Origin of the sequence: Teichococcus rhizosphaerae, from assembly GCF_002631185.1 — a bacterium.
GTDB lineage: Bacteria > Pseudomonadota > Alphaproteobacteria > Acetobacterales > Acetobacteraceae > Pseudoroseomonas > Pseudoroseomonas rhizosphaerae.
Map to the genome: position 1 here is coordinate 1 of NZ_PDNU01000030.1, position 26525 is coordinate 26525.

Genomic DNA, 26525 nt, shown 5'->3' on the forward strand with positions numbered 1-26525 from the left:
ACCAGGCAGCATGCCGCCCTCTCCCAGGCCCTGCTGCCTTACCCTAACTTGGTGCTTTCGTGCTCAGAGCCCGTTTGAGAATGGTATCGCGGCACAAGATGCCGCGCATACTGGCACAGTGGCACCACTATCCCTTGGGCTCTCGGTCTATTCTTAAAAGGTATTTAAGTGTATACAGCTTCTCCGATGATAGGGTTATATTTGGTCTTGGTGTATTTATCGCTCATCTGTCCGTCCTTTACCAAGCGCAGCTTGCCGCCTTCTTTTCATGGCTCCACAAAGGTCTCTGCGGCTCTCCACGCTCAGGTTAACGCCTCATGGAAGATCCTCAATCTCTGATTGAAATCGGGCAGGGGCCAAAACGCTTTCCCCCCGCATGATCCCGCCAATGCGGGTGGTGTCGCGCGGCGGCAGCATGGCGCACCACCTGCCCCGGCTCCGCGCGATGCCGGTCGTCGCGTTCCAGCCTTCCGGTTCCGTCCCCGTGGCCGGAGCAGGGCGGCGGATTGCCAGGGCGCGCTTTGTCCTGTCTTCTGCCGCGACAAGAGCCGGGGACAAGCGATGACGGTGAGCGAGCGCATCCTGCTGGGCATGCTGACGCCTTCCTCCAACACGGTCCTGGAGCCGGTGACGCAGACCATGACCGCCGCACTGCCGGAGGTCTCGGCGCATTTCGGCCGCTTCCGGGTGACGGAGATCGCCCTTTCCGACCAGGCGCTCGGGCAGTTCGACGACAGCGAGATCCTGCGCGCGGCCGAGCTGCTGGCGCAGGCCAGGGTGAACGTCATCGCCTGGAACGGCACCTCCGCCGGCTGGCTCGGCTTCGAGGCGGATGAGCGGCTGTGCCGCCGCATCACCGGGGCCACCGGCATCCCGGCCACCACCTCGATGCTGGCGCTGAACGAGATCCTGGCCCGCACCGGCGTCAGGCGCCTCGGGGTGGTGACGCCGTATCTCGACGACGTGCAGGCACGCATCATCGCGAACTATGAGGGGCTCGGCATCGCCTGCGCGGCGGAGCGGCATCTCGGCCTGCGCGACAATTTCTCCTTCTCCGAGGTTTCCGCCGCCACGCTGCGCGGGATGGTGCGCGAGGTGGCGGCCGCCGGTCCGGAGGCGATCGCCGTGGTCTGCACCAACCTGCGCGCCGCGCCGCTGGTGGCGGAGTGGGAGGCGGAGACAGGCCTGCCCGTCTACGACACCATTGCAACCGTGGTCTGGAAGAGCCTGGTCATGGCGGGTGCAGATCCGGGCCGGGTGCAGGGCTGGGGCCGGCTGTTCCAGGCATTGCGGGATTGAGCGGGGGCGGGGGCAGGGGCGTGCCTCGCCGCGCCCATGCGAAGCCCTCCCGCATTGCGCCGGCCGCGCGGCTTTCCTAAGGAGGCGCGCGCCGGGGGCGGGGCCAGAGGCCTGAAGCAGGGAGGCGAGAGGGAATGGCGAAGGCCCGGCGGAGGCTCGGGGCCGTGCGGGCGGGGGTGGCCGTGCTGCTCGGGGCGCTGGGGCTGGGCGCGGCCGGCATGGGCGTGCTCTGGGTGCAGGAGCGCGAAAGGCTGCTCGGCGAGGAGCCGCCGCGCCGCTCCTCCACCCTGGCCCTGCCGGAGCGCGAGAGCCGCGTCGTGCTTCGGCTCGACCTGCCCTTCGCCCTGCTGCGGCGGGCGGCGCTGGAGGCGGTGCCGGAGAGTTTCACCCAGCGCAGCCCGCCCGGCGCCGCCACGCGGCACGAGGTGACCATCCGCCGGGTGGGCGACCTCGCCCTCTCGGCCGCCGGGAACCGCCTGCGGGTGACGGCCGCCCTCGCCGTGGAGGGCGATGTGGGGCTGGGCGGCGCGCTGGCCGACCTGCTCTCGCTCGGCCGCAAGAACATCGACGCGGCGGCCGAGGTGCAGGCCGATCTCGGACTGACGCTGGACGATGGCTGGTGCCCGGCCTGGAGCGTCGCGGTCACCTATCGCTGGCTGCGCATGCCGCGGCTGGAGGTGATCGGCGGCGTCTGGGTGGGCATCGAGGAGCAGGTGCGGGCCCAGGCGGAGGCGGCGCTGCGCGACCTGCCGGCGCAGCTCGCCGCCCTGCTGCCCTGCCGGACGGTGCGGGAGCAGGCGCTGGCGCTGTGGCAGCCGCGCAGCGTCGCGGTGCAGCTTCCCGCCGCGCCGCCGCTGCACCTGACGGTGCGGCCGCAATCCATCGGCCTGTCCGAGATCGCCGCGGCGCCCGGCGCGCTGAACGTGATGCTCGGCCTGCGCGCCGTCACCGCCATCACCTCGCGACGCCCGCCGGAGGCGCCGCCCGCCTTCCTGCCGCCGCTGCACGCCCTGCCCGAGCGCTGGCAGGAGCGGGACGGGCGGCTGCGCGTGGCCATTCCCGTCCGCGCCGGCTACGACATGATCCGCGACTGGCTGATGCGGGAGTTCGGCGGGCGGGACATGCCCTTCGAGACGCCGCTCGGGACGGTGCGCCTGCGGGTGCGGGAGATCTTTCTCTATCCCAGCGATCCGGCGCTGGCGATGGCCGTCACCTTCGATGCCAGCCTGCCCGGCCTGCTGCCCGACACCACGGGGCGGGTGGTGTTCTCCGCCCGGCCGGTGCTGGGCGCCGGTGGCACCAGGGTCGGGCTGGAGGATCTGCGTTTCGTGCGCGACCTGGACAGCCGGGTCTGGTCGCTGGCGACGCTGGTGTTCGAGCGGCAGATCCGCGAATGGCTGGAGGGCATCGCTGTCTATGACCTGCGCGAGGTGATGGACGGGGCGCTGGAGGCGCTGCGCGAGCTTGCCGCCGACCCCGCCAACACCGGCGGGCTGCGCGTCACGCTCACGCGCCCGGAGCTGCGGCTGGAGCGGCTGGTGCCGGAGCTGGACGCGCTGGCCGTGCTGGGCAGCGCCGAGGCCGGCGTGGAGGCCGAGCTGACCTCGCTGCCGCTGCCGCTGCCCTGACCGGCAGGCAGGCGCCTCAGCCGGCCGCGGCCGTCCGGTGCGGCGCGGCCGGCGTTTCCAGCGTCTGGCCCGGCATGCCGAAGCGCCCGAGCCCCGGCAGCTTGATGGCCGGCCGGCGCAGGTCCAGCCCCGCCACGGCGCCTAGCAGGTTCAACTCGATCCCTTCCACCCAGCCCAGGGTGATCCCCGCATAGCCGCCCAGCGTCAGGGAAACGCCGGTGCCCGAGCCCGTGCGGCGCAGCCAGCGCCCGTCCCAGGGAAAGTCCTTGCCGATGGCGGTGGGCGGCAGCACCACCCCCAGCCCCGGCACCGCGCCCATCACCGCCGAGACGAAGGTGTTGGAATTGGGCCCCGGCCAGGCGCGGTAGTGGCCGCGCTCGCGCCAGGCATAGCCGGCGATGGCCTGTTGCAGCGCCGGGATCATCGCCGCCGCCTCCGCGCCATCAAGCGCGAACACCGTCTCGGGCGCATGGCCGAACCAGCGGCCATCGGCCTCGAAGCCGTTCATGCGGATGGGCTCGCCCCAGGCGGTGTAGTCGTAGCGGGTGTAGCCGGCGGCGCCTTCCGGCTTGAAGACGATCCAGCAATGGGTGGCGAAGATGCCGCGCCAGCGCACCGTCTGGGCGGCGAAGACGCGCACCAGGGCGGGGCGGTGCGTGGCGGCGGGCGGCAGCAGGCCGGCGCTGGAGCGGTCGGCGATGCGCCAGCCGGCGCCGCTGCCGCTGCTGAGGTAGAGGGCTGCCGAGATGGCCAGCGGCAGAAGATAAGCCAGGAGGAAGAACCACAGGAAGACACGAAGGGCGAGCATGGAGGGTCCCTGCCGGGGCCCCCGCCGGCGCGGGGACCAAGCCACAAAGAGCAAGGGATGGGGGCGCCGCCCGCCTCCCGCAAGGCTTCGCCGCCGGACGCGGCGGGGAGGCCCGCCCCGCTCGCTGCCTGGCTCAGCGGCCCAGCACGGATTGGTGCACCCAGCCAAGGGGGGTGTCCTCGCCCACCTGGAGCCAGCCGCCCGGCGCCTCGTCGAAGACGCGCAGCGCGGTGGACCTGGGGACCACCCGCACCACCGCCCCCCCGCCGCCCGGGTGGCTGCGGATGTTGACGGGATGCGCCGGGGTGGTGGTGACGGTGCGGCCGGGCGCCTGCGCCGCGGGGGGGCGGGAAGCGGGCGGCGCTTGCGGGCCTGGTGCCGCCGCGGGCGGTGCGGCCGCGAGGGGCGCCGCCGGGGCGGGTTCCCCTGCTGGCATGGGCTGCCCCGGCGCCGCCGGCATGGGGGCGGGGCCGGACTGCCGCATCAGCGCCGTGTCGGAGGGCAGCGGGGGCAGGGCGCCCAGCGACTGGCCCTGGCCGGGGCGGGGCCCGCCGCCCTCGAAGCAGCGCTCGGTGCTCTCGATGTAGACGCGGCTGGCCTCGACATTGGACAGGCCGATGACGAGGTCGGCGCGGAGGGGCTTGCCCTCCTGCGCCGTCACCACCGAGACCCAGGGGATGTAGGGGTCGCTCAACGCGCCGGTCGGGTTCACCTGGCCGCAAACGGCATAGGTGCCGGCGACCTGCTGGCCATAGACCTGAACGGCGCGCAGCCGCATCTCGCCCGTGGCGCGCAGCCGGGCGCGCACCTGTTCCTCGGCGGCGCCGCGCAGGGCGGCGAGGTTGGCGTCCTGGCCGGCGGATGCCTCGCTCGCCTTCTGGTCGCTGTCGTCGCAGCCGGCGAGGCCGAGCAGGGCAAGGAATGGAAGCGGGGCGAGGAGCTTAAGCATCACAGCATCTTACCATGCGCGGCGCGTCCGACGAAGCGATGCGCGACGGCGCCCGGGCCGGCATGCCGGCCGGGCGCGCGCCGCGTGGAGGCGCGGCGGCTTCCGCTCAGGCCAGGGCGGCGTCGAAGCCGTCCGGCACCACGCCACGGCCCCTGGCCAGCGCATAGGGCCCGCGCGGGAGGAACCGGCCGGAGCCGGGCGGCGCCAGCACCTCGCCCTCCCGCACCGCCACCTCGCCACGGCGGATGGTGACGCTTGGCCAGCCCTTCACCGGCATCCCTTTCCAGGGCGTGTAGTCGATGGCGTGGTGCAACCCGTCATTGCGGATGACCCGCTCCGCGTCCGGGTCCCACAGCACGAGGTCCGCGTCGGCGCCGGGGGCGAGGCTGCCCTTGCGGCCGGCGAGGCCGAACAGCGCCGCCGCGTTGGCCGAGGAAAGCCGCACAAAGGCCGGCAGGTCGATGCGGCCCTTCGAGACACCCTCGGAGAACAGCACGGGAAGCCGCGTCTCGATGCCGGGCACGCCGTTGGGGATGGCGTTGAAGGCCGGCATGCCGTCCGGCCGCCGCACCGCCGCGCCGGTGCCATAGGCGCTGCCGCCGGCCACCCGCTTCTGCGTGGCGAAGGAGAAGCCGCAATGGTCGGAGGTGACGACATCCAGCGTGCCGTCCTGGATGCGGCGCCAGATGCGCGCATTCTCGCCCGCCTCGCGCAGGGCGGGGGAGCAGACCGCCTTGGCGCCGGCGAAATCCGCGCCCGTCAGGTCCTCGTGGCTGAGGGTGAAGTATTGCGGGCAGGTCTCGCCCCACACCTTCAGGCCGCGCGCCCTGGCGCGCGCGATCTCGGCCGCCGCCTCCTCGCAGGAGACGTGGAACACCTGGATCGGCTGGTCCACCAGCTCGGCCAGCGCGATGGCGCGGTGCGTTGCCTCGCGCTCCACCACGGGCGGGCGGGACCAGGCATGCTGCAGCGGGTCGGTCAGCCCCGCCTTCAGCAGCGCCTGGATGCGCCAGCCGATGGCGTCGTAATTCTCGCAATGGACGGTGACAAAGGCGTCGAGGCGCCTCGCGGATGCCAGCACCTCGAGGAACTGCGCGTCGGTCAGGCGCAGCGGGTCGTAGGTGAGGAAAACCTTCAGGCTGCGGATGCCGCGCGCGACAAGGGCGGGCAGCTCCTTCTCCATCACCTCCGGCGTCGGGTCGGTGATGATCTGGTGGAAGGAGTAGTCGGCGCGGGAGGCGGCGGCGCGCGCCTCGTAGCCGGGCGCCGAGGCGGCCAGGCTGTGCCCCTTCCATTGCGGCAGGAAGCAGATGAAGGAGGTGGTGCCGCCCGCCAGCGCCGCCGCCGAGCCGCTGGCGAAGCTTTCCTCGTGCACCGTGCCGTCCTGGCCCATCTCCTCCAGGTGGCAATGGGAGTCGAGGCCGCCGGGCGTCACGATCATGCCCTTGGCCGGGATCTCCTCGCGCCCCCGGCCGAGGCCATGGCCGAGCGCGGCGATACGCCCGCCCCGGATGCCGATATCGGCCTCGAACACTTCCGCCGCGCTGGCCAGGGTGCCGCCACGCACCACCAGGTCGAATTCTTCCATCTGTCTTTCCTTCCGCGCCGGCTGGCGGGCTCCACGGCGTGGCCCTGGCCAGGCGGCGCTCACGGGTGAAAATCTGCGGCCGCCGCCGCGATCCGTCCATGGCGATGACGCGTGGCCCTTCCGCTTCCGCGCGATCCAGGGGAAGGATGCGGGCCAGCACTCCCTCCACGACCGAGAGGCCCCGCACCCCATGACACGAGACGCCGCCATCGCCGCCGCCCGCCAGACGCTGGAGGACGGCTCCCTGCTGGAGACCCTGGCGCGCCGCGTGGCCTTCCCCACCGCCAGCCAGGACCCGGCGAGCGGCCCGCACCTGTGGGGCTATCTGGAGCGGGAGATCGCCCCGGACCTGGAGCGGATGGGCTTCTCCTGCGCGATCCACCCCAACCCCGCCGGGGAGGGCGGCCCCTTCCTGATCGGCCGCCGCATCGAGGATCCGGCCCTGCCGACGCTGCTCACCTATGGCCATGGCGACACGGTGCTGGGCATGGAGGGGCAATGGCTGGAGGGCCTTTCCCCTTGGGTGCTGACGCAGCGCGGGGAGCGGCTCTACGGGCGCGGTATCGTCGACAACAAGGGCCAGTTCACCAGCAACCTGGTGGCGCTCGACGCGGTGCGCCGGGTGCGCGGGCGCCTCGGCTTCAACGTGGTGGTGCTGCTGGAAACCAGCGAGGAGGTGGGCTCCCCCGGCATCGACGCGTTCTGCCGCGCGCATCGCGAGGCGCTGGCGGCGGATGTGCTGATCGCCTCGGACGGGCCGCGCCTGGTGCCGGAGGTGCCGACGCTGAGCCTCGGCACGCGCGGCGCCATCAGCTTCGACCTGCGGGTGCGCTACCGCGAGGGCGGCCACCATTCCGGCAACTGGGGCGGCATCCTGGCCAATCCGGGCGTGCGGCTGGCGCATGCGCTGGCCAGCATCATCGACCGCGACGGCAAGGTGCTGGTGCGCGAGCTGGTACCGGAGGGCATCTCCGACAGCATCCGCCGCGCCCTGGCCAAATGCCGCGTCGATGGCGGGCCGACGGGGCCGAAGGTCGACCCCTGGTGGGGCGAGCCGGGCCTCTCGGCGGCGGAGAAGGTGTTCAGCTGGAACACCTTCGAGGTGCTGGCCTTCAGCACCGGCAACCCGCTGGCGCCCGTCAACGCCGTGCCGCCCGAGGCCTTCGCCCGCTGCCAGATCCGCTACACGGTGGACCGGCCGGTGGAAAGCTTCGTGCCCGCCATCCGCCGCCACCTCGCCGCCCAGGGCTTCGACGACGTGGTGGTGGAGGAGGTGAAGGAAGGCGCCGACTGGGCCGCCACCCGCATGGACCCCGAGGGACCCTGGCCCACCCTCGTCGCCGCCTCGGTGGAGCGCAGCCTGGGCAAGGCGCCGATGATCGTCCCCAATGCCGGCGGCTCGCTGCCGAATGACAGCTTCGCCCTCACGCTGGGCCTGCCCACGGTCTACATCCCGCATTCCTACAGCGGCTGCTCGCAGCACGCGCCGAACGAGCACGCGCTGCTGCCGCTGATGCGCGAGGCGCTGGAGATCGGCGCCGGGCTGTTCTGGGACCTGGGCGAGCAGCCCTGGCCGGGGCGGCGGGGGGCGCTGCCGGCCTTCGCGCCGGAAGGGGCGGGCTGAGCCTCAGCCCGGGCGCCACGCCGGCCGGGCGGGCAGGATGGCATCGCGCAGCGCCGCCATGGCGGGCGGCAGCGGGCCATCCCCGAACGGCTCCGCCACCTCCACCGGCCGGCGGTCCTGCATCACGTAGCAGCGGCCGGCGAAGCCGCGCACCAGCCGCAGGTCGTGGGTGACGAACAGGTAGGCCACGCCCGTCTCCCGCCGCAGCCGGGCCAGCAGCGCCAGGATGCGCGCCTGTGTCTCGAGGTCCAGGCTGTTCACCGCCTCGTCCAGCAGCACGAGGCGCGGGCCGGGTGCGAGGGCGCGGGCGATGCAGAGGCGCTGCAACTGCCCGCCGCTCATCCGGTGCGCCAGGCGGTCCATGACGGCGGGATCGAGCCCCACCGCCCGCATCAGGCCAGCGACGCGCGCACGCAGGGCCTCGCGCGGCAGGCGCGCGGCCAGCAGCGGCTCGGCCATCACCGCGAAGGCGGACAGGCGCGGGCTGGTGGCACCGAACGGGTCCTGGAACACCGCCTGGATGGCCCGCCGGTCGGCCGGCGCCACGCGGCCGCGCGCATCGCGCAGGGGGCGGCCCTCGAACAGCACCGTGCCGGCATCGGGCGCCTCCAGGCCCAGCATCAGGCGGCCCAGCGTGCTCTTGCCCGAGCCGGTGGGCCCGAGCAGCGCCACGCATTCGCCCGCCTCGATGCGGAGCGCCGCCGCCTCCAGCACCGGCAGGCGGCGGCGGGCGAGCAGGCCGCCCTGGCGATAGGCGTGGTGGATGCCCTCCATGCGCAGCAGGCTCATGCCGGCGCCGCCTCGCCGTAGAGGGCGAAGTGCGTGGCCAGCAGGTTCTGGCTGTGCGGGTGGCGCGGGGCGTCGAAGAAGTCGTGCACCGGCTGCTCCTCGACCACGCGGCCCGCCTGCATCACCGCCACCCGCCCGGCCAGCCGCGCCACCACGGAAAGGTCGTGCGTCACCAGCAGCAGGCCGAGGCCGCGCCGCGCCACCAGCCGCTCCAGCAGGCCGAGGATCTGCGCCTGGACGATGAGGTCGAGATCGGTGGTGGGCTCGTCGACCAGCAGGAAGCCAGGGTCCCGCGCAAGGGCCAGGGCCAGCATGGCCCGCTGCAGCATGCCGCCGCTGAGCTGGGAGGGGTAGAGGCCGAGCAGGGCGGCGGGCTCGGCGAAGCCCACCTCCCGCAGCAGGCTTTCGGCCCTGGCCGTGGCGGCGCCGCCGCGCAGCCCGTCGCAGGCCAGCGTCTCGCGGAAATGCCGGCCGATGCTGACCAGCGGGTTGAAGCCGCCGCGCGGCGCCTGCTGCACGAAGCCGATGCGCCGGCCGCGCAGCGCCGCCTGCCCGGCGGCATCCAGCACCGCGCCATCCAGCCGCAGCACGCCGGCCGCGCGCCGCACCCCCGCCGGCAGCAGGCCGAGCAGCGCCAGCGCCGTCAGGCTCTTGCCGCCGCCGCTGGTGCCGACGAGGCCCAGCACCTCGCCCCGGCGCAGCGCCAGCGAGACGCCATCGACCAGCACCCGGCCGCCGGCTTCCAGCCGCAGCCCCTCCAGGGCCAGCCCTCCCGCCATGAACCCGGCGCTCAATGCGCGTGCCCCCGCAGCGCCGGGTCCAGCCGGTCGCGCAGCGCGTCGCCCAGCAGGTTGAAGGCCATGACGGTGAGCAGGATGGCGGCCCCCGGCAGCAGCACCAGCATCGGCGCCGTGCGGAAGAAGGGCCGGGCGTCGTTGATCATGATGCCCCATTCCGGCGCGGGCGGCGCGAGGCCAAGGCCAAGGAAGGAAAGCCCCGCCAGGTGCAGCATCCAGTGGCCGAGGTCGAGGCTGGCCAGCACGGCGAGCTGCCCGGCCAGCACCGGCAGCACGTGCCGCCGCAGGATGGCGAGGCGCGACAGCCCCGCCACGCGGGCGGCGAGGATGTGCTCCCGCTGGCGCAGCGACAGGGTGAGGCCGCGCACCAGCCGCGCATACCAGGCCCAGTGGGACAGGGCGATGGCCACCACCACATTGGCAATCCCCGTGCCCAGCGCGCCGATCATGAACAGCGCCAGCACCAGGGTGGGGACGGTCATGAAGGCGTCGCAGACGCGCATCAGCACGGCGTCCACCACGCCGCCCGCCATGCCGGCCAGGGTGCCCACGGCGCAGCCCAGCGCCAGCACCAGCACCAGGATGGCGGCCACGGCGCCGAAGGAGGCGCGCGCGCCCCAGAGCAGGCGGGACAGCAGGTCCCGCCCCAGATGGTCCGTGCCGAGCCAGTTGCCGGCGGAGGGGGGCAGGAGGCGGCGGGCGATGTCGGTGGCCTCGGGGTCGTTCGGGGCGATCCAGGGCGCCAGCAGCGCGGCGCCCAGCAGCAGCGCAACCAGCGCCACGGCCAGCGGCAGCAGGATGCGCCTCACGCCGCGCGCTCCAGCCGGATGCGCGGATCGAGCCAGGCATAGGCGAGATCGACCAGCAGGTTGCCGAGCACGAACACCAGGGTCAGCACCATGACGAAGCCCTGCAGCACCGGGTAGTCGCGGTTGGCGATGGCCAGCAGCGCCCAGCGGCCGAGGCCGGGCCAGCCGAACACCGTCTCCACCACCATGGCGCCGCCGATCAGCTCGCCCAGGTGCAGCCCCATGGCCGTGAGCGGCGGCAGCATGGCGTTCAGCACCACATGCCGGCCGAGCAGTGTGCGGCGCGGCAGGCCGCGCGCGGCGGCGAAGCGCAGATGCGGCTCCCCCAGCGCGCCGAGCACCGAGGCGCGCACCAGCCGCAGCATGACGCAGGCCGACATGGCGGCGGTGGCCAGCGCCGGCAGCACCAGGCTCGCCGGCCCCTCGCGACCCATCGCCGGCAGCCAGCCCAGCGTGACGGCGAAGAGCAGCACCAGCAGGAAGGCGAGCCAGAAATTCGGCACCGAGACGCCCAGGAAGGCGATCAGCCGCGTCGCGTGGTCCGGCCAGCGGTCGCGCCGCAGCGCCGCCCACAGGCCGAGCGGGATGCCAAGCGCCAGCGTCACCAGCATGGCGGTGCCGGCCAGTTGCAGCGTGGCCGGCAGGAACTGCGCGATCTCCTCCGCCACGGGGCGGCGGGTGAACCAGGAGGTGCCGAGATCGAGCCGCAGGGCATCCCACAGCCAGGCGCCGTACTGCGCCAGCAGCGGCCGGTCGAGCCCCAGCTCGGCGCGGGCGGCGGCGAAGGCGGCATCGGTGGGCGGGACCTGGGCGAGGCGGAGGTAGTCCAGCGCCGGGTCGCCCCGCCCCAGCCGCAGCATGGCGAAGAAGCCGAAGGACACCGCCAGCAGCAGCGGCGGCAGCGACAGCAGGCGGCGCAGCGCGAAACCCGTCATCGTGCCTCAGCCGTGCGGCCGGATACGGTCGAAGGGAATCTCGTAGCGCGTGCCGCCAAAAGGTACGGCACCCAGATCCGCGCGGTGGACGAGCTTGTTGGTGAGGAAGGAGATGGGGAAATACACCGCCTGCTCGTGCAGGGTGGTCAGCAGCCAGCGATATTCCGCGGCGCGCTTCTCCTCGTCGGTGGTGGCCAGCACGGCGCCGATGCGGCGGTCGACCTCGTCCTTCATCGGCAGGCCGCGCTGTGCCTGGTAGTCGGCATGGGCGGGCTGGCGCATGGAGCCCAGAAAGGCGTGCGGGTCGTAGGGCGCGCCCCAGGTGTCGGCGAAGATCATGCCGAACTCGCCGGATTTCTGGCGGCCGAGATAAGTGGCGCTGTCCTCGCCCAGCAGCCGCGCCCCGATGCCGATGCGCGCGAGATCGCCCTGCATGGCCTCGGCCAGCGCCTTCTGCAGGGCGTCGCCGCCGGTGAAGCAGAGGTCGAGGACCAGCTCGCGCCCTTCCCGCTGGCGCAGCCGCGCCCCGGGAGGCAGGTGCCAGCCGGCCTGCTCCAGCAGCGCCACGGCCGCCGCGCGGTCAAAGGCGGGGGCGCGGAGGCCGAGGCCGGTATAGGGGAAGTTCTCGGCGAACAGCGTTCCGGCCGCCGGCTCGGTGTCCAGCAGCACATGCCGCACCAGCGCCGCCCGGTCTATGCCGTGGGCGATGGCGCGGCGCACCGCGGGATCGTCGGTCGGGAAGCGCGCCGAGTTCAGCGCCACCAGCCGCGTGGCGAGTGGCGGCGAGATGGCGGTGGTGAAGCGGCGGTCGGCGGCGAAGCGGCGGAAGGTGTCGGCATCGAGCTGGTCGGTGCCGTAGACGAGGTCGATCTCGCCGGCTTCCAGCGCCAGGGCGCGCGTGTTGCTGTCGCTCACCACCCGCACCATGACCTGCTCCAGCGCCGGCGGCTCGCCCCAGTAGCCGGGATTGCGGCGGAACAGGTCGTGCTGCCCGGGGTGCGTCTCGGCCAGCAGCCAGGGGCCGGTGCCGATGGGAGCGTCGACGCCGCCATCCGGCCGCAGCACCGCCGGCGAGGCGAAGCGGAGCGGCCGGATCAGCGCCAGCTCCATCAGCGCCGGGTGATAGGGGCCGCGCAGCCGGAGGCGCACCGTGCCGGGATCGACGGCCTCGACATCCTCGATCTGCGCCACCAGCTCCAGCCAGTTGTGCCGGCTGGGCTGCGCCAGCAGGGCGCGGATATTGGCCACCACCGCCGCGGCATCGAAAGGTGCCCCATCCGTGAAGCGCAGGCCGGGGCGCAGGGTGAACACGTAGCCCCGCCCGTCATCCTCGCGCTCCCAGGCGGTGGCCAGGGCGGGGGCGAGCCGGCCGCCCTCCATGTAGCGGACCAGCGGCTCGTAGAGCATGGCCTGGGCATACATCTGGTTCGGCGCGTAGCGGTGCGGGTGCAGGGGGCCGGCATTGCCGGCCCAGGAGAAGCGCAGCGTGCGGGGCAGGGGCCTGGACGCCGCCGCCGCGGGGCGCGGCAGGACTGGCAATCCGGACAGCGCGGGCAGGGCCCGCAGCAGGGAGCGGCGTCGCATCGGGCCGGCCTCGCAGCATGGGTGTATGAGATTTCCGTGAAATCCTCATACGATCGCGGGGCCGGGGCTGTCCAGTGCGGGGGCGGAGGAAGGAGCGCGTCCCGCCCGGCCGGCCGCCTCCGGGTGCCTCGTGCCTGGCACGGGGTTGCCGAGATCACCGTGGCGCGGAAGATTGTTTCGGAGCCGGGCGGTGTTCCGGAACGGAAATGCGCCGGGGGCGGTGGCCGCGCAGCAAAATGCGCCCTGTCGTTTTCCGCGTGATTTCGCCGGAAAGCTGGTGGAAGCTTTCCGTGCAGGACCGGAAAACCGGCCTGGAAGGCGCGTGCGGCATGGCGCGCGCCCAGGGAAGGAGGGACGCGCATGGGCCAGCCGGCAGCACCGCATTCCACGCAGCGGCACTGCGTGCCGCCTTCCGCCGGCGGTGCCGCGGCACCGCCCGCAACGGGTGGGAGCTGACGCGCCGCCGGGCCCGTCCTCCCGCTTGCCGCCATCGCCTCATGAGCAGCGCCGCGGGCGCTGACGGAGCCGCTCGCCATGGCCAACCCCATTCTGGTGCATGCTGAGTCGAACCGCTTCTTCCTGACGGGCATCCAGGCGCTGGTGCATCTGCCCATGCTGCAGCGGATGCGCGATGCCAGGGCCGGGCTGAACACCGCCGGCTTCATCTCGGGCTACCGGGGATCGCCGCTCGGCAGCCTCGACCAATCGCTGTGGCGGGCGCAGGCACGCCTGGCCGAGCACCGCATCCACTTCGAGCCCGGCGTGAACGAGGAGCTCGCCGCCACGGCGGTCTGGGGCACGCAGCAGAACAGCCTCGACCCGGCCAGCAGGTATGACGGCGTCTTCGCCCTATGGTACGGCAAGGGCCCCGGCGCCGACCGCAGCCTCGATGCCTTCAAGCACGCCAACGCCGCCGGCACGGCCCGGCATGGCGGCGTGCTCGTGGTGGTGGGCGACGACCACGGCGCGAAATCCTCCTCCCTGCCGCACCAGAGCGACCACATCTTCACCGCGGCGATGATCCCGGTGCTCAATCCGGCCACCGTGGCGGAGCTGCTCGATTTCGGCCTGCATGGCTGGGCCATGTCGCGCTACTCGGGCTGCTGGGTGGCGATGCGCGCCATCGCCGACACGGTGGAGACATCCTCCGCCGTGGCGCTCGACCCGTTCCGCGTCGAGACGCGCCTGCCGGACGACTTCACCCTGCCGCCGGGCGGCCTTTCCATCCGCTGGCCGGACCCGCCGCTGGAGCAGGAGTGGCGGTTGCAGCGCTACAAGGTCTATGCCGCCATGGCCTATGCGCGGGCCAACGGCCTCAACCGCGTGGTGATGGACAGCCCGCGCGCGCGGCTCGGCATCGTCACCACCGGCAAGTCGTATCTGGATGTCCGGCAGGCGCTGGACGCGCTCGGCATCGACGAGGGCTGCGCCGCGCGCATCGGGCTGCGGCTGCTCAAGATCGGCATGACCTGGCCGCTGGACGCGGATTGCGTCCGCCACTTCGCCGAGGGGCTGGAGGAGATCCTGGTCGTCGAGGAGAAGCGGCAGAACATCGAGTACCAGCTCAAGGAACAGCTCTACAACTGGAACGAGAACGTCCGCCCGCGCGTGACGGGGAAATACGACGAGACGGGGGAATGGGACCACCCCGACCACGACTGGCAACTGCCTGCCGCCGGGGAGCTGAACCCGGCGCTGATCGCCCGCGTGCTGGCGCGCCGCATCGGCCGCTTCCACCAGAGCGAGCGCATCGGGGCGCGGCTGGCGCTGCTGGAAGCGCGCGAGGGCGCCGCGGCCGCGCCGGGCGCCGGCACGCCGCAGCGGCTGCCGCATTACTGCCCGGGCTGCCCGCACAACACCTCCACCCGCGTGCCCGAGGGCAGCCGCGCCCTGGCCGGCATCGGCTGCCACTACATGGCGCTGTGGCTGAACCCCGAGCAGACGCGCACCTTCAGCCAGATGGGCGGGGAAGGCGTGGCCTGGGTGGGGCAGGCGCCGTTCACTGCCACCCGCCACGTCTTCGCCAATCTCGGCGACGGCACCTACGCGCATTCCGGCCTGCTGGCCATCCGCCAAGCCGTGGCGGCGCGGGTGCCCATCACCTACAAGATCCTGTTCAACGACGCGGTCGCCATGACGGGCGGGCAGCCCGTGGAGGGCGCGCTCACCGTGCCGCAGATCGCCCGCCAGGTGGCGGCGGAAGGCGTTTCGCGCATCGTCGTCGTCACCGACGATCCGGCGCGCCATCCGCCCGGCACGCTGCCCGAGGGCGTGCCGGTGCATCACCGCCGCGCGCTCGACGCGGTGCAGCGGGAGCTGCGCGACCATCCGGGCGTTTCCGTGCTGATCTACGACCAGACCTGCGCCGCCGAGAAGCGCCGCCGCCGCAAGCGCGGCGCCATGCCGGACCCGGCCCGGCGCGTCTTCATCAACGACCGCGTCTGCGAGGGCTGCGGCGATTGCAGTGCCAAGTCGAACTGCATGTCCGTGGTGCCGGTGGAAACCGAGTTCGGGCGCAAGCGGGAGATCGACCAATCCTCCTGCAACAAGGACTTCTCCTGCCTGGAGGGCTTCTGCCCCAGCTTCGTGACGGTGGAGGGCGGCAGGCCGCGCCAGGCGAGGGCGCTGGCCGGCGCAGCGGCGGAGGACGAGGCGCTGCTGCCGGAGCCGCCCCTCGTCGCGCTCGACGCGCCCTATGGCATCCTGGTGGCCGGCGTCGGCGGCACCGGCGTGGTGACGATCGGCGCCCTGCTCGGCACGGCGGCGGCGCTGGAGGGCAAGGGCGTCACCGCCCTCGACATGGCCGGGCTGGCGCAGAAGGGCGGGCCGGTCTGGTCGCATGTCCGCATCGGCGCGCGGCAGGAGGAGCTGCACGCGGCGCGCATCGCGACGGGCGAGGCGGGGCTCCTGCTGGGCTGCGACATGGTGGTGGCCGTGGCGCGGGACTCGCTGTCCAAGCTGCGGCCCGGGCATTCCCATGCCGTGGTCAACCGCGACGTCTCCGTCACCAGCGATGCCGTCCGCCGCTTCGCCGCCCAGGCGCGGACGGGCGACGCGGCGCGGCTCGCCGATCCGCTGTTCCCCATCGGCGCGATGGAGACGCGGATCGCCGATGGCACCGGCCCGGGCCGCGCGCATTTCGTGGCGGCCACCCGGCTGGCAACCGCGCTGCTGGGCGATTCCATCGCCGCCAACCTCTTCCTCGTGGGCTATGCCGCGCAGAAGGGGCTCCTGCCCGTCTCGCCGGCCTCCATCCTCCGCACCATCGAGCTGAACGGCGCGGCGGTCGAGCTGAACCGGCGCGCCTTCACCTGGGGCCGCCGCTGCGCGCTGGACCCGGAGGCGGTCGGGCGGCTCGCCCTGCCGCCGGAGGCGGAGCCGGCCCATCGCCGGCTGTCCACGACTCTTGAGGCGGTGATCGAGCGGCGTGCGGCGGAGCTGGCCGCCTATCAGGACGCCGCCTATGCGGAGCGCTACCTGCGCATGGTGCGGCGCATCCGCGAGGCCGAGGCGGCGGTGCTGCCGGGCTCTGCCTCGCTGACGGAGGCCGTGGCGCGCGGCTACCACAAGCTGCTGGCGGTCAAGGACGAGTACGAGGTGGCCCGCCTCCACGCGGAGACCGACTTCCTGCCGCGCCTGAGGCAGCGCTTCGAGGGCGATTTCCGCCTGGTCTTCCACTTCGCGCCGCCCCTCTGGTCGCGGCCCGACCCGCGCACGGGGGAGCCGGCGAAGCGGGCCTTCGACGGGCGCTGGGTCATGCCGGCGCTGCGGCTCCTGGCGCGGCTGCGCGGCCTGCGCGGCACTTGGCTCGATCCCTTCCGCTTCTCCGAGGACCGCCGGCTGGATCGGCGCCTGCTCGCCGACTACGAGGCCGCGCTCGAGGAAATCCTGGCGGTTCTCGATGCCGCCAACCATGCCGAGGCGGTGGAGCTTGCCGCCCTGCCGGAGCTGATCCGCGGCTACGGCCCGGTGCGGAAGCGGCATGCCGAGCACGCCACACGCCGCCGCGCCACCTTGCTGGAGGCGCTGCGCGGCCATGCGGCGCCTCCTGGCGCGCAGGGCGCGCAGGGCGCGGCGGCGCCGGCCGGCGCCATGGCGCATTGAGGAAGTGGGGCAGGGAAGGGGCAGATGATGACCGGACTGGATTTCGGCCTGGGCGAGACGGCGGACGCGCTGCGCGAGCAGGTCGTGGCCTTCGCCGCCGCGGAGGTCGCCCCGCGTGCCGCGGAGATCGACCGCGGCAACGCGTTCCCGATGGATCTCTGGCGCAAGATGGGCGCGCTGGGGCTGCTCGGCATCACCGCGCCGGAGGAATATGGCGGCGCCGCCATGGGCTATCTGGAGCATTGCGTGGCGATGGAGGAGCTGAGCCGCGCCTCGGCCAGCGTGGCGCTGTCCTATGGCGCGCATTCCAACCTCTGCGTCAACCAGATCAGCCGGAACGGCAGCGAGGCGCAGAAGCGCCGCTACCTGCCGCGCCTGATCGCGGGCGAGCATGTCGGCGCGCTGGCGATGAGCGAGCCGGAGGCGGGCTCGGACGTGGTGGGCATGCGCTGCCGCGCCCGGCGCCAGGGAGACCGCTACATCCTCGATGGCCGGAAGATGTGGATCACCAACGGGCCGGATGCCGACGTGCTGGTGGTCTATGCCAGGACGGAGCCCGAGGCCGGGCCGCGCGGCATCACCGCCTTCCTTGTCGAGAAGGGCTTCGCCGGCTTCTCCACGGGGCGGAAGCTGGACAAGCTCGGCATGCGCGGCTCCAACACCTGCGAGCTGGTCTTCGAGGATTGCGCGGTGCCGGCGGAGAACGTGCTGGGCGCCGAGGGACGGGGCGTGAACGTGCTGATGAGCGGCCTCGACTACGAGCGCGCCGTGCTGGCCGCCGGCCCCACCGGCATCATGCGCGCCTGCCTCGACGTCGTGCTGCCCTATGTGCATGACCGGCGCCAGTTCGGCCGCCCGATCGGCGAGTTCCAGCTCATGCAGGGCAAGCTGGCCGACATGTACACGGTGACGAATGCCGCCCGCGCCTATGTCTATGCCGTGGCGCGCGCCTGCGACCAGGGCCGGACCACGCGCAAGGACGCCGCCGGCGCCATCCTCTTCGCCGCCGAGCGCGCGACCTGGATGGCGCTGGAGGCGATCCAGTGCCTCGGCGGCAATGGCTACATCAACGACTATCCCACGGGGCGGCTGCTGCGGGACGCCAAGCTCTACGAGATCGGCGCCGGCACCAGCGAGATCCGCCGCATGCTGATCGGCCGCGAATTGTTCGCCGAGACGGCCTGAGGGCGCCGCCATGCCGATCCTCGAGACGGAGCTGGACCTCCGCGCGCCCGACGCGCTGCGCAACGCCGAGGCCTCGCGCGCCCTGGTGGCCGATCTGCGGGCGACCGTGGAGCGGATACGCCAGGGCGGCGGCGAGGCGGCGCGCGCACGGCACCTCGCGCGCGGCAAGCTGCTGCCGCGCGACCGCGTCCGCGCGCTGCTGGACCCGCTTTCGCCCTTCCTGGAGATCGGCCAGCTCGCGGCGCATGGCCTGTATGGCGGCGAGGTCCCGGCGGCCGGGCTCGTCGCCGGCATCGGCCGCGTGGCGGGGCGCGAATGCATGGTCGTGGCCAACGACGCCACGGTGAAGGGCGGCACCTACTTCCCCCTGACGGTGCAGAAGCACCTGCGGGCGCAGGAGATCGCGGAAGCGAACCGCCTGCCCTGCCTGTACCTCGTGGATTCGGGCGGCGCCCACCTGCCGAGCCAGGACGAGGTGTTTCCCGGGCGTGACCATTTCGGACGCATCTTCTACAACCAGGCCAACATGTCGGCGCAGGGCATCGCGCAGATTGCCGTGGTCATGGGCTCCTGCACCGCGGGCGGCGCCTATGTGCCGGCGATGTGCGACGAGAGCATCATCGTGCGTGGGCAGGGCACCATCTTCCTCGCCGGCCCGCCGCTGGTGAAGGCGGCCACGGGCGAGGTGGTCTCCGCCGAGGAGCTGGGGGGCGCCGAGCTGCACAGCCGCGTCTCCGGCGTGACCGACCACCTGGCGGAGAACGACGCGCATGCGCTGGGCATCGCCCGCCGGATCGTCGCCGGCCTCGGCCACGCGCCGCGCGCGCCGCTGCCGCTGCGCACGCCCCTGCCGCCGCGCCATGCGGCGGAGGAGCTCCACGCCCTGGTCCCCGCCGACCGCCGCACGCCCTTCGAGGTGCGCGAGGTGATCGCGCGGCTGGTGGACGACAGCGCCTTCGACGAGTTCAAGCGGCTCCATGGCCCCACCCTGGTCTGCGGCTTCGCGCATCTCTGGGGATATCCGGTGGGCATCGTCGCCAACAACGGCATCCTGTTCTCGGAAAGCGCGCGCAAGGGCGCGCATTTCATCGAGTTGTGCGCGCAGCGCGGCATCCCGCTCATCTTCCTGCAGAACATCACCGGCTTCATGGTCGGGCGGAAATACGAGGCGGGCGGCATCGCCAGGGACGGCGCCAAGATGGTCACCGCCGTGGCCACGGCGGCGGTGCCGAAATTCACCGTCATCATCGGCGGCAGCTTCGGCGCCGGCAATTACGGCATGTGCGGCCGCGCCTATTCGCCCCGCTTCCTGTGGATGTGGCCCAATGCCCGCATCGGCGTCATGGGCGGCGAGCAGGCGGCGGCCGTGCTGGCCACGGTGCGGCGCGACGGCATCGAGGCCCGGGGCGGCCAGTGGACGGCGGGGGAGGAGGAGGCCTTCAAGGCGCCCATCCGCGAGCGCTACGAGGCGCAGGGCCATCCCTACTACGCCAGCGCCCGGCTCTGGGACGACGGGGTGATCGACCCGGCCGACACGCGGCGCGTCCTGGCGCTGGCCCTGTCCGCCAGCCTGAACGCGCCCATTCCGCCGACGCGCTTCGGCCTGTTCCGGATGTGAGGGAAGGGCCGATGGACGCCACCCCGCCATTCCGCAAGATCCTCGTCGCCAACCGGGGCGAGATCGCCTGCCGCGTCATGGCCACCGCCCGGCGCATGGGCATCGCCACCGTGGCCGTCTATTCCGAGGCCGATGCCCGGGCGCGGCACGTGTCAATGGCCGACGAGGCCTGGCCGGTCGGTGCCGCGCCGGCGCGGGAGAGCTACCTTTCCGTGCCGGCGATCCTCGACGCCGCCCGGCGCTCCGGCGCCGAGGCGGTGCATCCCGGCTATGGCTTCCTGTCGGAGAACGCCGACTTCGCGGCGGCCTGCGCGGCGGCGGGCCTCGTCTTCATCGGCCCGCCGGCCGCGGCCATCCGCGCCATGGGTTCCAAGGCCGGGGCCAAGGCGCTGATGGGACGGGCGGGGGTGCCGCTGGTGCCCGGCTATCACGGAGCGGACCAGTCGCTGGAGCGGCTGGCGGCGGCGGCGGCGGAGATCGGCTACCCCGTGCTGGTCAAGGCCTCGGCCGGCGGCGGCGGCAAGGGGATGCGGGTGGTGGAGGCGCCGGAGGGGCTGGCCGATGCCCTCGGCGGCGCGAGGCGGGAGGCCCTGGCCGCCTTCGGCGACGGCCGGCTGCTGATCGAGAGATACCTCTCCCGCCCCCGCCACATCGAGATCCAGGTCTTCGCCGACCGGCACGGCAACACCGTCTCCCTGTTCGAGCGCGACTGCTCGATCCAGCGGCGCCACCAGAAGGTGATCGAGGAGGCGCCGGCGCCCGGCATGGACCCGGCGCGCCGGCAGGCCATGGGCGAGGCCGCCATCGCCGCCGCGCGGGCGGTGGGCTATGTCGGCGCCGGCACGGTGGAGTTCATCGCCGAGGACGGGGCCTTCTTCTTCATGGAGATGAACACCCGCCTGCAGGTCGAGCACCCGGTGACGGAGATGGTCACGGGGCTCGACCTGGTGGAGTGGCAGATCCGCGTGGCGTCCGGCGAGCCCCTGCCCGCCATGCGGCCCGGCCTGCGGGGCCACGCCATCGAGGCGCGGCTTTACGCCGAGGACCCCGCGCGGGGCTTCCTGCCCGCCACGGGCGTGCTGCGGCACCTGCGGCAGCCCGTGCCGGTGCCCGGGCGCGTGCGGGTGGACACGGGCGTGCGGGAGGGCGACGCCATCACCCCGCATTACGACCCGATGATCGCCAAGCTGGTCGTCTGGGGCGAGGACCGCGCGGCCGCCCTGCGGCAGCTCCGGGCCGCCCTGGCGGAATACGAGGTGTCCGGGCCGCGGACCAATCTCGGCCTGTTGCGCGCCATCGCCGCGCATCCCGCCTTCGCCGCCGCGGCGCTGGATACGGGCTTCATCGCCCGCCACGCCGCCGCGCTGCTGCCCGCGGCCGAGGAGGAGGCGGGCCCCGCCATCTGGGCCGCCGCCGCCCTCGCGGTGCTGCGGGCGCTGGAGGAGGAGGCCGCCGCGCAGGCGCGCGCCTCGGCCGATCCCTGCTCGCCCTGGGCGGTGGCCGATGCGTGGCGGATGAACGGCACGGGGGAACAGGCGCTGATCCTGCGGGCGGGGGAAGGGCCGCCCGCCACGGTGCGGGCGGCGCCGCTGCCGGAGGGGGGCTTCCGCCTCCTCCTGCCCGTGGGCGGAAGCGTCCGGGCCGCGCTGGCGGAGGATGCGGAGGCGGGCCAGCGCCTGCTGATGGACGGGGTGTGGCGGCGCCTGCGGGTGCTGCGCCAGGACCGGGCGCTCACCGTGACGCTGGACGGGCGCGACCACCGGCTGAGCTGGGAGGACCCGCTGGCCGCGCCGCGCGCGGAGGGCGGGGCCCAGGACCATCTCCGCGCGCCCATCCCGGGCCGGGTGGCGCAGCTCCTCGCGCGGCCGGGCGAGCGGGTGGCGAAGGGCGCGCCACTGGCGGTGATCGAGGCGATGAAGATGGAGCTGGTGCTGCGCGCCCCGCTGGATGGCGTGGTGGAGGCGGTGCGCTGCGCGGTGGGCGAGATGGTGGAGGAAGGGGCGGAGCTCGTCAGCCTGCGCGGCGCGGAGGCGGGCTGAGCCGGGCGGCGCGGCGGAGCGGCGGGTTGGGAGGGCGGCGGGGCGGCGGCGCGAGCAGGGCGGCCTCGGCCCGGAGCGCCTCCGCCAGCGCCTCGGCCGCCGGCGGCAGGGAGCGGCCGCCGCGCCGCACCAGCCCCACCATGCGGTGGATGCCGGGCGGCCCCAGGGGCCGTGCCGCGAGTTCCGGCGCCATGCGCAGCTCGGCCGCGGTGGAGGGCAGCAGGGCGATGCCGAGGCCGGCCTGCGCCATGCCCACCAGCGTGCCGCTGTGCACCGCCTCCTGCGCGGGCGTGACCATCCGGCCCTCGCGGGCGAAGGCGTCGTCCACCAGGCGGCGGATGCTGCTGTCGGGCTCCAGCAGCAGCAGCCGCTCGCCCGCCAGCAGCGCCAGCGGTATGGCCTTCCGCTCCGCCAGCGGATGATCGGGCGGCAGCAGGGCGAGGATCTGGTCGCGGAACAGCGGGTCCACGGTCAGCTCCCCGCCCGGCTTCAGGTCGGTCGCGATGCCGAGATCCACCTGCCCGGCGCGCACCATCTCGTAGATCTGCCCGGTCACCGCCTCGTGCAGCCGCACATGCAGCTCGGGATGGGTGGCGCGCAGCCGCGCCATGGCGGGCGGCAGCAGGCCCGAGGCCACGGAAGGCAGCGCCGCCAGCCGCGCCGCGCCGCGCCGGCGCGCGGCCAGGTCCTGCAGGCTGCTCACCGTCTGGTCCAGCTCGCGCAGCAGCGGCTCCAGGCTGCGCGCCAGCTCCCGCCCGGCGGCGGTGGGCTCGGCGCCATGCGGCGTGCGGTCCAGCAGGCGCAGGCCGAGCGCCGCCTCGAGCTGGCGGATCTGCACCGTCAGCGCCGGCTGGGTGATGTGCAGCAACCCGGCCGCCCGGGTGAAGCTGCCGAGGCGCGCCACGCTGCTGAAGGCGCGGAGGCCCTTCAGGGTCACGGTCATAAGGATCCACTATCGGGGTCGCAAAAAATTTCAATTGATTTATGGGCGGCGCGGGTCCGCAATTTCGGCCACAGCAGCCGGCGGCAAGCCCGGCGCCAGGAGGAAGCGATGTCCGAGATCCAGCAGCGCAGCTATTTCGTGCGGCCGGAGGATGTGCCCGGCTACAGCCCCGCCAACCACACCGGCACGCTGAACCGCCGGCTGATCTGCCCCGAGACGGTGGGCGCCACGACGATGGAGGTGCTGCTCGGCACCATCGAGGGCGGGCAGGGCGCGCTGCCGCACGCGCATCCGGGCATGGAGCAGGCCTGCTACATCCTGGCGGGCCGCGCCCGCGCCGAGGTGGGCGGCCAGAGCCGCGAGATCGGGCCGGGCGAGATGTGCTTCTTTCCCGCCGGCGCCGAGCACGTCTTCACCGTGGTGAGCGAGGAGCCGGTGAAGGTTCTGGTGATCTATTCGCCGCCCTATGGCGAGGACCCGGCCAAGGTGGTCCGCCACGCGGGGGGGCACGCATGAGCGGCGCGCCCGCGACGGGTTGCCCCAAGGCAGGCCGCTCCAAGGCAGGCCGCCCCCAAACCGGCCGGCGGGGGCTGCTCGCAGCCGCTGCGGCGCTGCCCCTGCTGCCCGCCCTCCTGCGCCCCGCCCGGGCGGCGGAATGGAAGCCGCCCCGCCCGGTCACGCTGGTGGTCCCCTTCGCCGGCGGCAGCGGCACCGATGCCGTGGCGCGCATCCTGGCCGAGCTGCTGGGGCCGGTGCTGGAGGTGCCGGTGATGGTGGACAACCGCGCCGGCGCCAACGGTACCCTGGCCGCCATGGTGGCAGCGCGCGCCGCGCCGGACGGCACCACGCTGTTCATGACCACCAACACCACCCATTCCGCCAATCCCTCGCTGATGAAGCGGATCGACTACGATCCGGTGGCCGACTTCACGCCCATCGCGCGCATGGGCAACCTGCCCTTCATGCTGGTGGTGGGGGAGCAGGTGCCGGCCCGCAGCGTGAAGGAGCTGCTGGAGCTGGCGCGGCGCCAGCCCGGCCAGCTCTCCTATGCCAGCGGCAACAGCACCGGCATCGTCGCCGGCGCCACCATGGCGCGAATGGGGGGCGTGGAGATGCTGCACGTCCCCTACCGCAGCACGCCCACCGCCATGACGGACGTGATGGCCGGCCGCGTCACCGGCATGTTCGTCGATCTCGCGGCCGGGCTGCCGCATGTGCAGTCCGGCAAGCTGCGCGCGCTGGCGATGAGCACCCGGGAGCGCTCGGCGCTGATGCCTGGCATCCCCTCCATGGCGGAAGCCGGGCTGGAGGGCTTCGACATCACCTCCTGGAACGGCGTGTTCGGCCCAGCGGGGTTGCCGGGGCCGGTGGTGGCCACCCTCAACGCCGCCATCCGCGGCGTGCTGGCGCGGCCGGAGGTGCAGCGCCGCTTCGCCGCCATCGGCTTCGAGGCCTTCTCCGGCCCGCCCGAGACGCTCGACGCCTTTGTGCGCGCCGAGCTGGTGAAGTGGCGCGAGATGATCGAGGCGGCGGGGATCGAGAAGGAATGACGGCTCTCGCCGGGCTCCGGGTGCTGGATGCCAGCACCGTGGTGATGGGGCCCTATGCCACGCGGCTGCTGGCCGATCTCGGCGCCGAGGTGCTGAAGGTCGAGCCGCCGGAAGGCGACGTGCTGCGCCGCGCGGGGCAGGGGGCGCCATGTTCGCCCACCTGAACCGCGGCAAGCGCGGCGTGGTGCTGGACCTGAAGTCGGCCGCGGGCAGGGCGACGCTGCGCGACCTGGCGGCGCTCAACCCCCGCCTGATCGTCGCCTGCGCCTGCGCCTGCGCCTGCGCCTGCGCCTGCGCCTGCGCCTATGGCTATGGCGCGGGCGGCCCCTATGCCGCGCGCCCGGCCTATGACGACCTGATCCAGGCGGCGGGTGGGCTCGCCGCCACCATCGGCGCGGCGCGCGGGGGAGACCCGGCCTATGTGCCGCTGACCCTGGCGGACCGCGTGGTGGGCGCGCACCTCGCCTTCGCCGTGATGGCGGCGCTGAACTGCCGCGAGCGCACCGGCATCGCCCAGGAGGTCGAGGTGCCGATGTTCGAGACATTCGCCGACCTCGTGGCGGGCGACCATCTGGGCGGGCTGAGCTTCGACCCGCCCGAGGGCGGCCCGCATTACGCGCGCCTGATGTCGCCGCAGCGCCGCCCCTACCGCACCGCCGACGGGTGGATCGCGGTGCTGCTCTACACCGATGCCCACTGGCGCCGCTTCTTCGCCCTGCTGGGGCGCGAGGCGGAGCTGGCGGAGGACCCGCGCCTCGCCACCCCGGCGGCGCGGCAGGCCCATATCGACCACGCCTATGGCCGGGTGGCCGAGGCGCTGCGCGAGGGCGGCACGGCGGAATGGATGGAGCGCCTGTCCGCCGCCGACATTCCCGCCGCGCCGGTCAACGACATCGAGGGCCTGCTGGCGGACCCGCATCTGGAGGCCACCGGCTTCTGGCGGCGCGTGGACATGCCGGACGGGCGGGTGCTGCGCAGCCCCGCGCCGCTCGGCCGCTGGTCGGAAACGCCGCCCCGCGCGCCCGGCCCGCCGCCGCCCTTGGACCCCGCGGCGCCCGCCGCCTGGCTGCATCCCGCCCCGAATCCGCCAAGAAAGGCTGAGTGATGGACTTCAATCTGACCGAGGCGCAGGAGGCGGTGCGCGATGCCGTCGCCCGCATCTGCGCCGGCTTCGGCGACGAATACTGGCTGAGGCATGACCGCGAGGGCGGCTTCCCGCAGGAATTCTACGAGGCCATGGCGCGGGATGGCTGGCTCGGCATCTGCATGCCGGAGGAATATGGCGGCGCCGGCCTCGGCATCACCGAGGCGGCCATCATGATGCAGGCCATCTCGCAATCCGGCGCCGGCATGAGCGGCGCCTCGGCCGTGCACATGAACATCTTCGGCCTCAACCCGGTGGTGGTGTTCGGCACGGAAGCGCAGAAGCGGCGCATGCTGCCGCCGCTGATCGCGGGCCGGGAGCGGGCCTGCTTCGCCGTCACCGAGCCGGATGCGGGGCTCGACACCACCCGCCTGCGCACCCGCGCCGAGCGCCGGGGCGACCGCTACGTCATCCATGGCCAGAAGATCTGGATTTCCACCGCGCAGGTGGCGGAGAAGGCGCTGATCCTGGCCCGTACCACGCCGATCGAGCAGGTGAAGCGGCGCACCGAGGGCTTGAGCCTGTTCTACACCACGCTCGACCGCGCCCGCGTCTCGGTGCGCGAGATCGAGAAGATGGGCCGCAAGGCGGTGGACTCCAACGAGGTGTTCTTCGACGGGCTGGAAGTGCCGGAGGAGGACCGCATCGGCGAGGAAGGGCGCGGCTTCGAGTACATCCTGCACGGGCTGAACCCGGAGCGCATCCTGATCGCGGCGGAGGCGGTGGGCCTCGGCCTCGTCGCGCTGGAGCGCGCCACGGCCTATGCGCGGGAGCGGAAGGTGTTCGGCCGGCCGATCGGGCAGAACCAGGCCATCCAGCACCCGCTGGCGGCGAACTGGATGGAGCTCCAGGCGGCGCGGCTGATGATCCTGCAGGCCGCCTGGCGCTACGATCAGGGCCTCTCCTGCGGCGCCGAGGCCAACGCCGCCAAGTACCTCGCCGCCGAGGCCGGCTTCAAGGCCTGCCAGCAGGCGGTGATGACCCATGGCGGCTTCGGCTACGCCCGCGAATACCATGTGGAGCGCTACCTGCGGGAGGTGATGATCCCGCGCATCGCGCCCGTCAGCCCGCAGCTCATCCTCTGCTTCATCGCCGAGAAGGTGCTGGGGCTGCCGAAATCCTATTGACGCGC

At 73.4% G+C, this 26525-nt stretch carries 19 protein-coding genes and 1 pseudogene; 11 read left to right on the forward strand and 9 right to left on the reverse strand.

Translation table 11 applies throughout. The annotated features are described in order from the left end of the window. Positions 1-561: 561 nt before the first annotated feature. The gene (locus CR162_RS14465; RefSeq protein WP_245870376.1) at positions 562-1299 is read left to right on the forward strand and encodes a maleate cis-trans isomerase family protein; all 738 of its coding nucleotides are present in this window, start codon (positions 562-564) and stop codon (positions 1297-1299) included. 134 nt (positions 1300-1433) lie between these two features. After that, positions 1434-2927, forward strand: coding sequence for a DUF4403 family protein (locus CR162_RS14470; protein ID WP_099096248.1), 1494 nt, complete (start codon positions 1434-1436; stop codon positions 2925-2927). 16 nt (positions 2928-2943) lie between these two features. On the opposite strand, the gene CR162_RS14475 is transcribed toward CR162_RS14470, so the two are convergent. From CR162_RS14475 to hydA, 3 genes are all read right to left on the reverse strand, one after another. Further along, complete coding sequence (locus CR162_RS14475; protein WP_099096249.1) at positions 2944-3735, reverse strand: DUF3750 domain-containing protein; 792 nt, start codon at positions 3733-3735, stop codon at positions 2944-2946. 133 nt (positions 3736-3868) lie between these two features. Next, complete coding sequence (locus tag CR162_RS14480; protein ID WP_099096250.1) at positions 3869-4684, reverse strand: SH3 domain-containing protein; 816 nt, start codon at positions 4682-4684, stop codon at positions 3869-3871. A 106-nt stretch (positions 4685-4790) separates the two neighbouring features. Beyond that, positions 4791-6272, reverse strand: coding sequence for a dihydropyrimidinase (gene hydA, locus CR162_RS14485; protein ID WP_099096251.1), 1482 nt, complete (start codon positions 6270-6272; stop codon positions 4791-4793). Between the two features lie 190 nt (positions 6273-6462). Between hydA and CR162_RS14490 the strand changes: the two genes are divergently transcribed. Next, a complete protein-coding gene (locus tag CR162_RS14490; protein ID WP_099096252.1) occupies positions 6463-7896 on the forward strand; it encodes a M20 family metallopeptidase in 1434 nt (477 codons plus the stop codon). A gap of 3 nt (positions 7897-7899) precedes the next feature. Here CR162_RS14490 and CR162_RS14495 read toward each other — a convergent pair whose 3' ends face one another. The 5 genes from CR162_RS14495 to nikA are packed head-to-tail and all read right to left on the reverse strand — an operon-like array spanning position 7900 to position 12810. After that, a complete protein-coding gene (locus CR162_RS14495) occupies positions 7900-8685 on the reverse strand; it encodes an ATP-binding cassette domain-containing protein (RefSeq protein WP_099096253.1) in 786 nt (261 codons plus the stop codon). Further along, positions 8682-9464: an ATP-binding cassette domain-containing protein gene (locus CR162_RS14500; RefSeq protein WP_099096254.1), complete on the reverse strand. Its 783-nt coding sequence runs from the start codon at positions 9462-9464 to the stop codon at positions 8682-8684. Before CR162_RS14500 ends, CR162_RS14495 begins: the two co-directional genes overlap by 4 nt. Before the next feature lie 11 nt (positions 9465-9475). Then, positions 9476-10291, reverse strand: a complete 816-nt coding sequence (gene nikC, locus CR162_RS14505; protein WP_099096255.1) for a nickel ABC transporter permease subunit NikC — start codon at positions 10289-10291, stop codon at positions 9476-9478. Further along, on the reverse strand, positions 10288-11226 hold the full coding sequence (nikB, locus tag CR162_RS14510) for a nickel ABC transporter permease subunit NikB (protein WP_099096256.1): 939 nt from the start codon (positions 11224-11226) through the stop codon (positions 10288-10290). Before nikB ends, nikC begins: the two co-directional genes overlap by 4 nt. A 6-nt stretch (positions 11227-11232) precedes the next feature. Then, entirely contained in the window at positions 11233-12810 is a 1578-nt protein-coding gene (nikA, locus tag CR162_RS14515; RefSeq protein ID WP_099096257.1) for a nickel ABC transporter substrate-binding protein, read from the reverse strand. A gap of 534 nt (positions 12811-13344) precedes the next feature. Here nikA and CR162_RS14520 point away from each other — a divergent pair. From CR162_RS14520 to CR162_RS14535, 4 genes are read left to right on the forward strand one after another with little or no spacing between them, the layout of a single operon-like run. After that, positions 13345-16914 (forward strand): indolepyruvate ferredoxin oxidoreductase family protein, encoded by a 3570-nt coding sequence (locus CR162_RS14520; protein WP_099096258.1) that lies wholly within the window; start codon positions 13345-13347, stop codon positions 16912-16914. Between the two features lie 24 nt (positions 16915-16938). Beyond that, the gene (locus CR162_RS14525; RefSeq protein WP_099096259.1) at positions 16939-18099 is read left to right on the forward strand and encodes an isovaleryl-CoA dehydrogenase; all 1161 of its coding nucleotides are present in this window, start codon (positions 16939-16941) and stop codon (positions 18097-18099) included. Between the two features lie 10 nt (positions 18100-18109). Then, complete coding sequence (locus CR162_RS14530; protein WP_099096260.1) at positions 18110-19717, forward strand: carboxyl transferase domain-containing protein; 1608 nt, start codon at positions 18110-18112, stop codon at positions 19715-19717. An 11-nt stretch (positions 19718-19728) separates the two neighbouring features. Next, positions 19729-21756: an acetyl/propionyl/methylcrotonyl-CoA carboxylase subunit alpha gene (locus CR162_RS14535; RefSeq protein WP_099096261.1), complete on the forward strand. Its 2028-nt coding sequence runs from the start codon at positions 19729-19731 to the stop codon at positions 21754-21756. Here CR162_RS14535 and CR162_RS14540 read toward each other — a convergent pair. Continuing rightward, positions 21728-22699 carry a LysR family transcriptional regulator gene (locus CR162_RS14540; RefSeq protein WP_099096262.1) on the reverse strand — a complete coding sequence of 324 codons (972 nt, stop codon included), beginning with the start codon at positions 22697-22699 and terminating at the stop codon, positions 21728-21730. The genes CR162_RS14535 and CR162_RS14540 overlap by 29 nt on opposite strands. Positions 22700-22807: 108 nt before the next feature. Between CR162_RS14540 and CR162_RS14545 the strand changes: the two genes are divergently transcribed. From CR162_RS14545 to CR162_RS14560, 4 genes and pseudogenes are all read left to right on the forward strand, one after another. Continuing rightward, positions 22808-23215, forward strand: coding sequence for a cupin domain-containing protein (locus tag CR162_RS14545; RefSeq protein ID WP_099096263.1), 408 nt, complete (start codon positions 22808-22810; stop codon positions 23213-23215). Beyond that, entirely contained in the window at positions 23212-24249 is a 1038-nt protein-coding gene (locus tag CR162_RS14550) for a Bug family tripartite tricarboxylate transporter substrate binding protein (protein WP_099096264.1), read from the forward strand. The genes CR162_RS14545 and CR162_RS14550 overlap by 4 nt, the downstream gene beginning before the upstream one ends. A 44-nt stretch (positions 24250-24293) precedes the next feature. After that, positions 24294-25354 (forward strand): annotated as a pseudogene (locus tag CR162_RS14555) (CaiB/BaiF CoA transferase family protein). Next, positions 25354-26520 carry an acyl-CoA dehydrogenase family protein gene (locus CR162_RS14560; protein WP_099096265.1) on the forward strand — a complete coding sequence of 389 codons (1167 nt, stop codon included), beginning with the start codon at positions 25354-25356 and terminating at the stop codon, positions 26518-26520. Before CR162_RS14555 ends, CR162_RS14560 begins: the two are co-directional and overlap by 1 nt. Positions 26521-26525 lie beyond the last annotated feature (5 nt).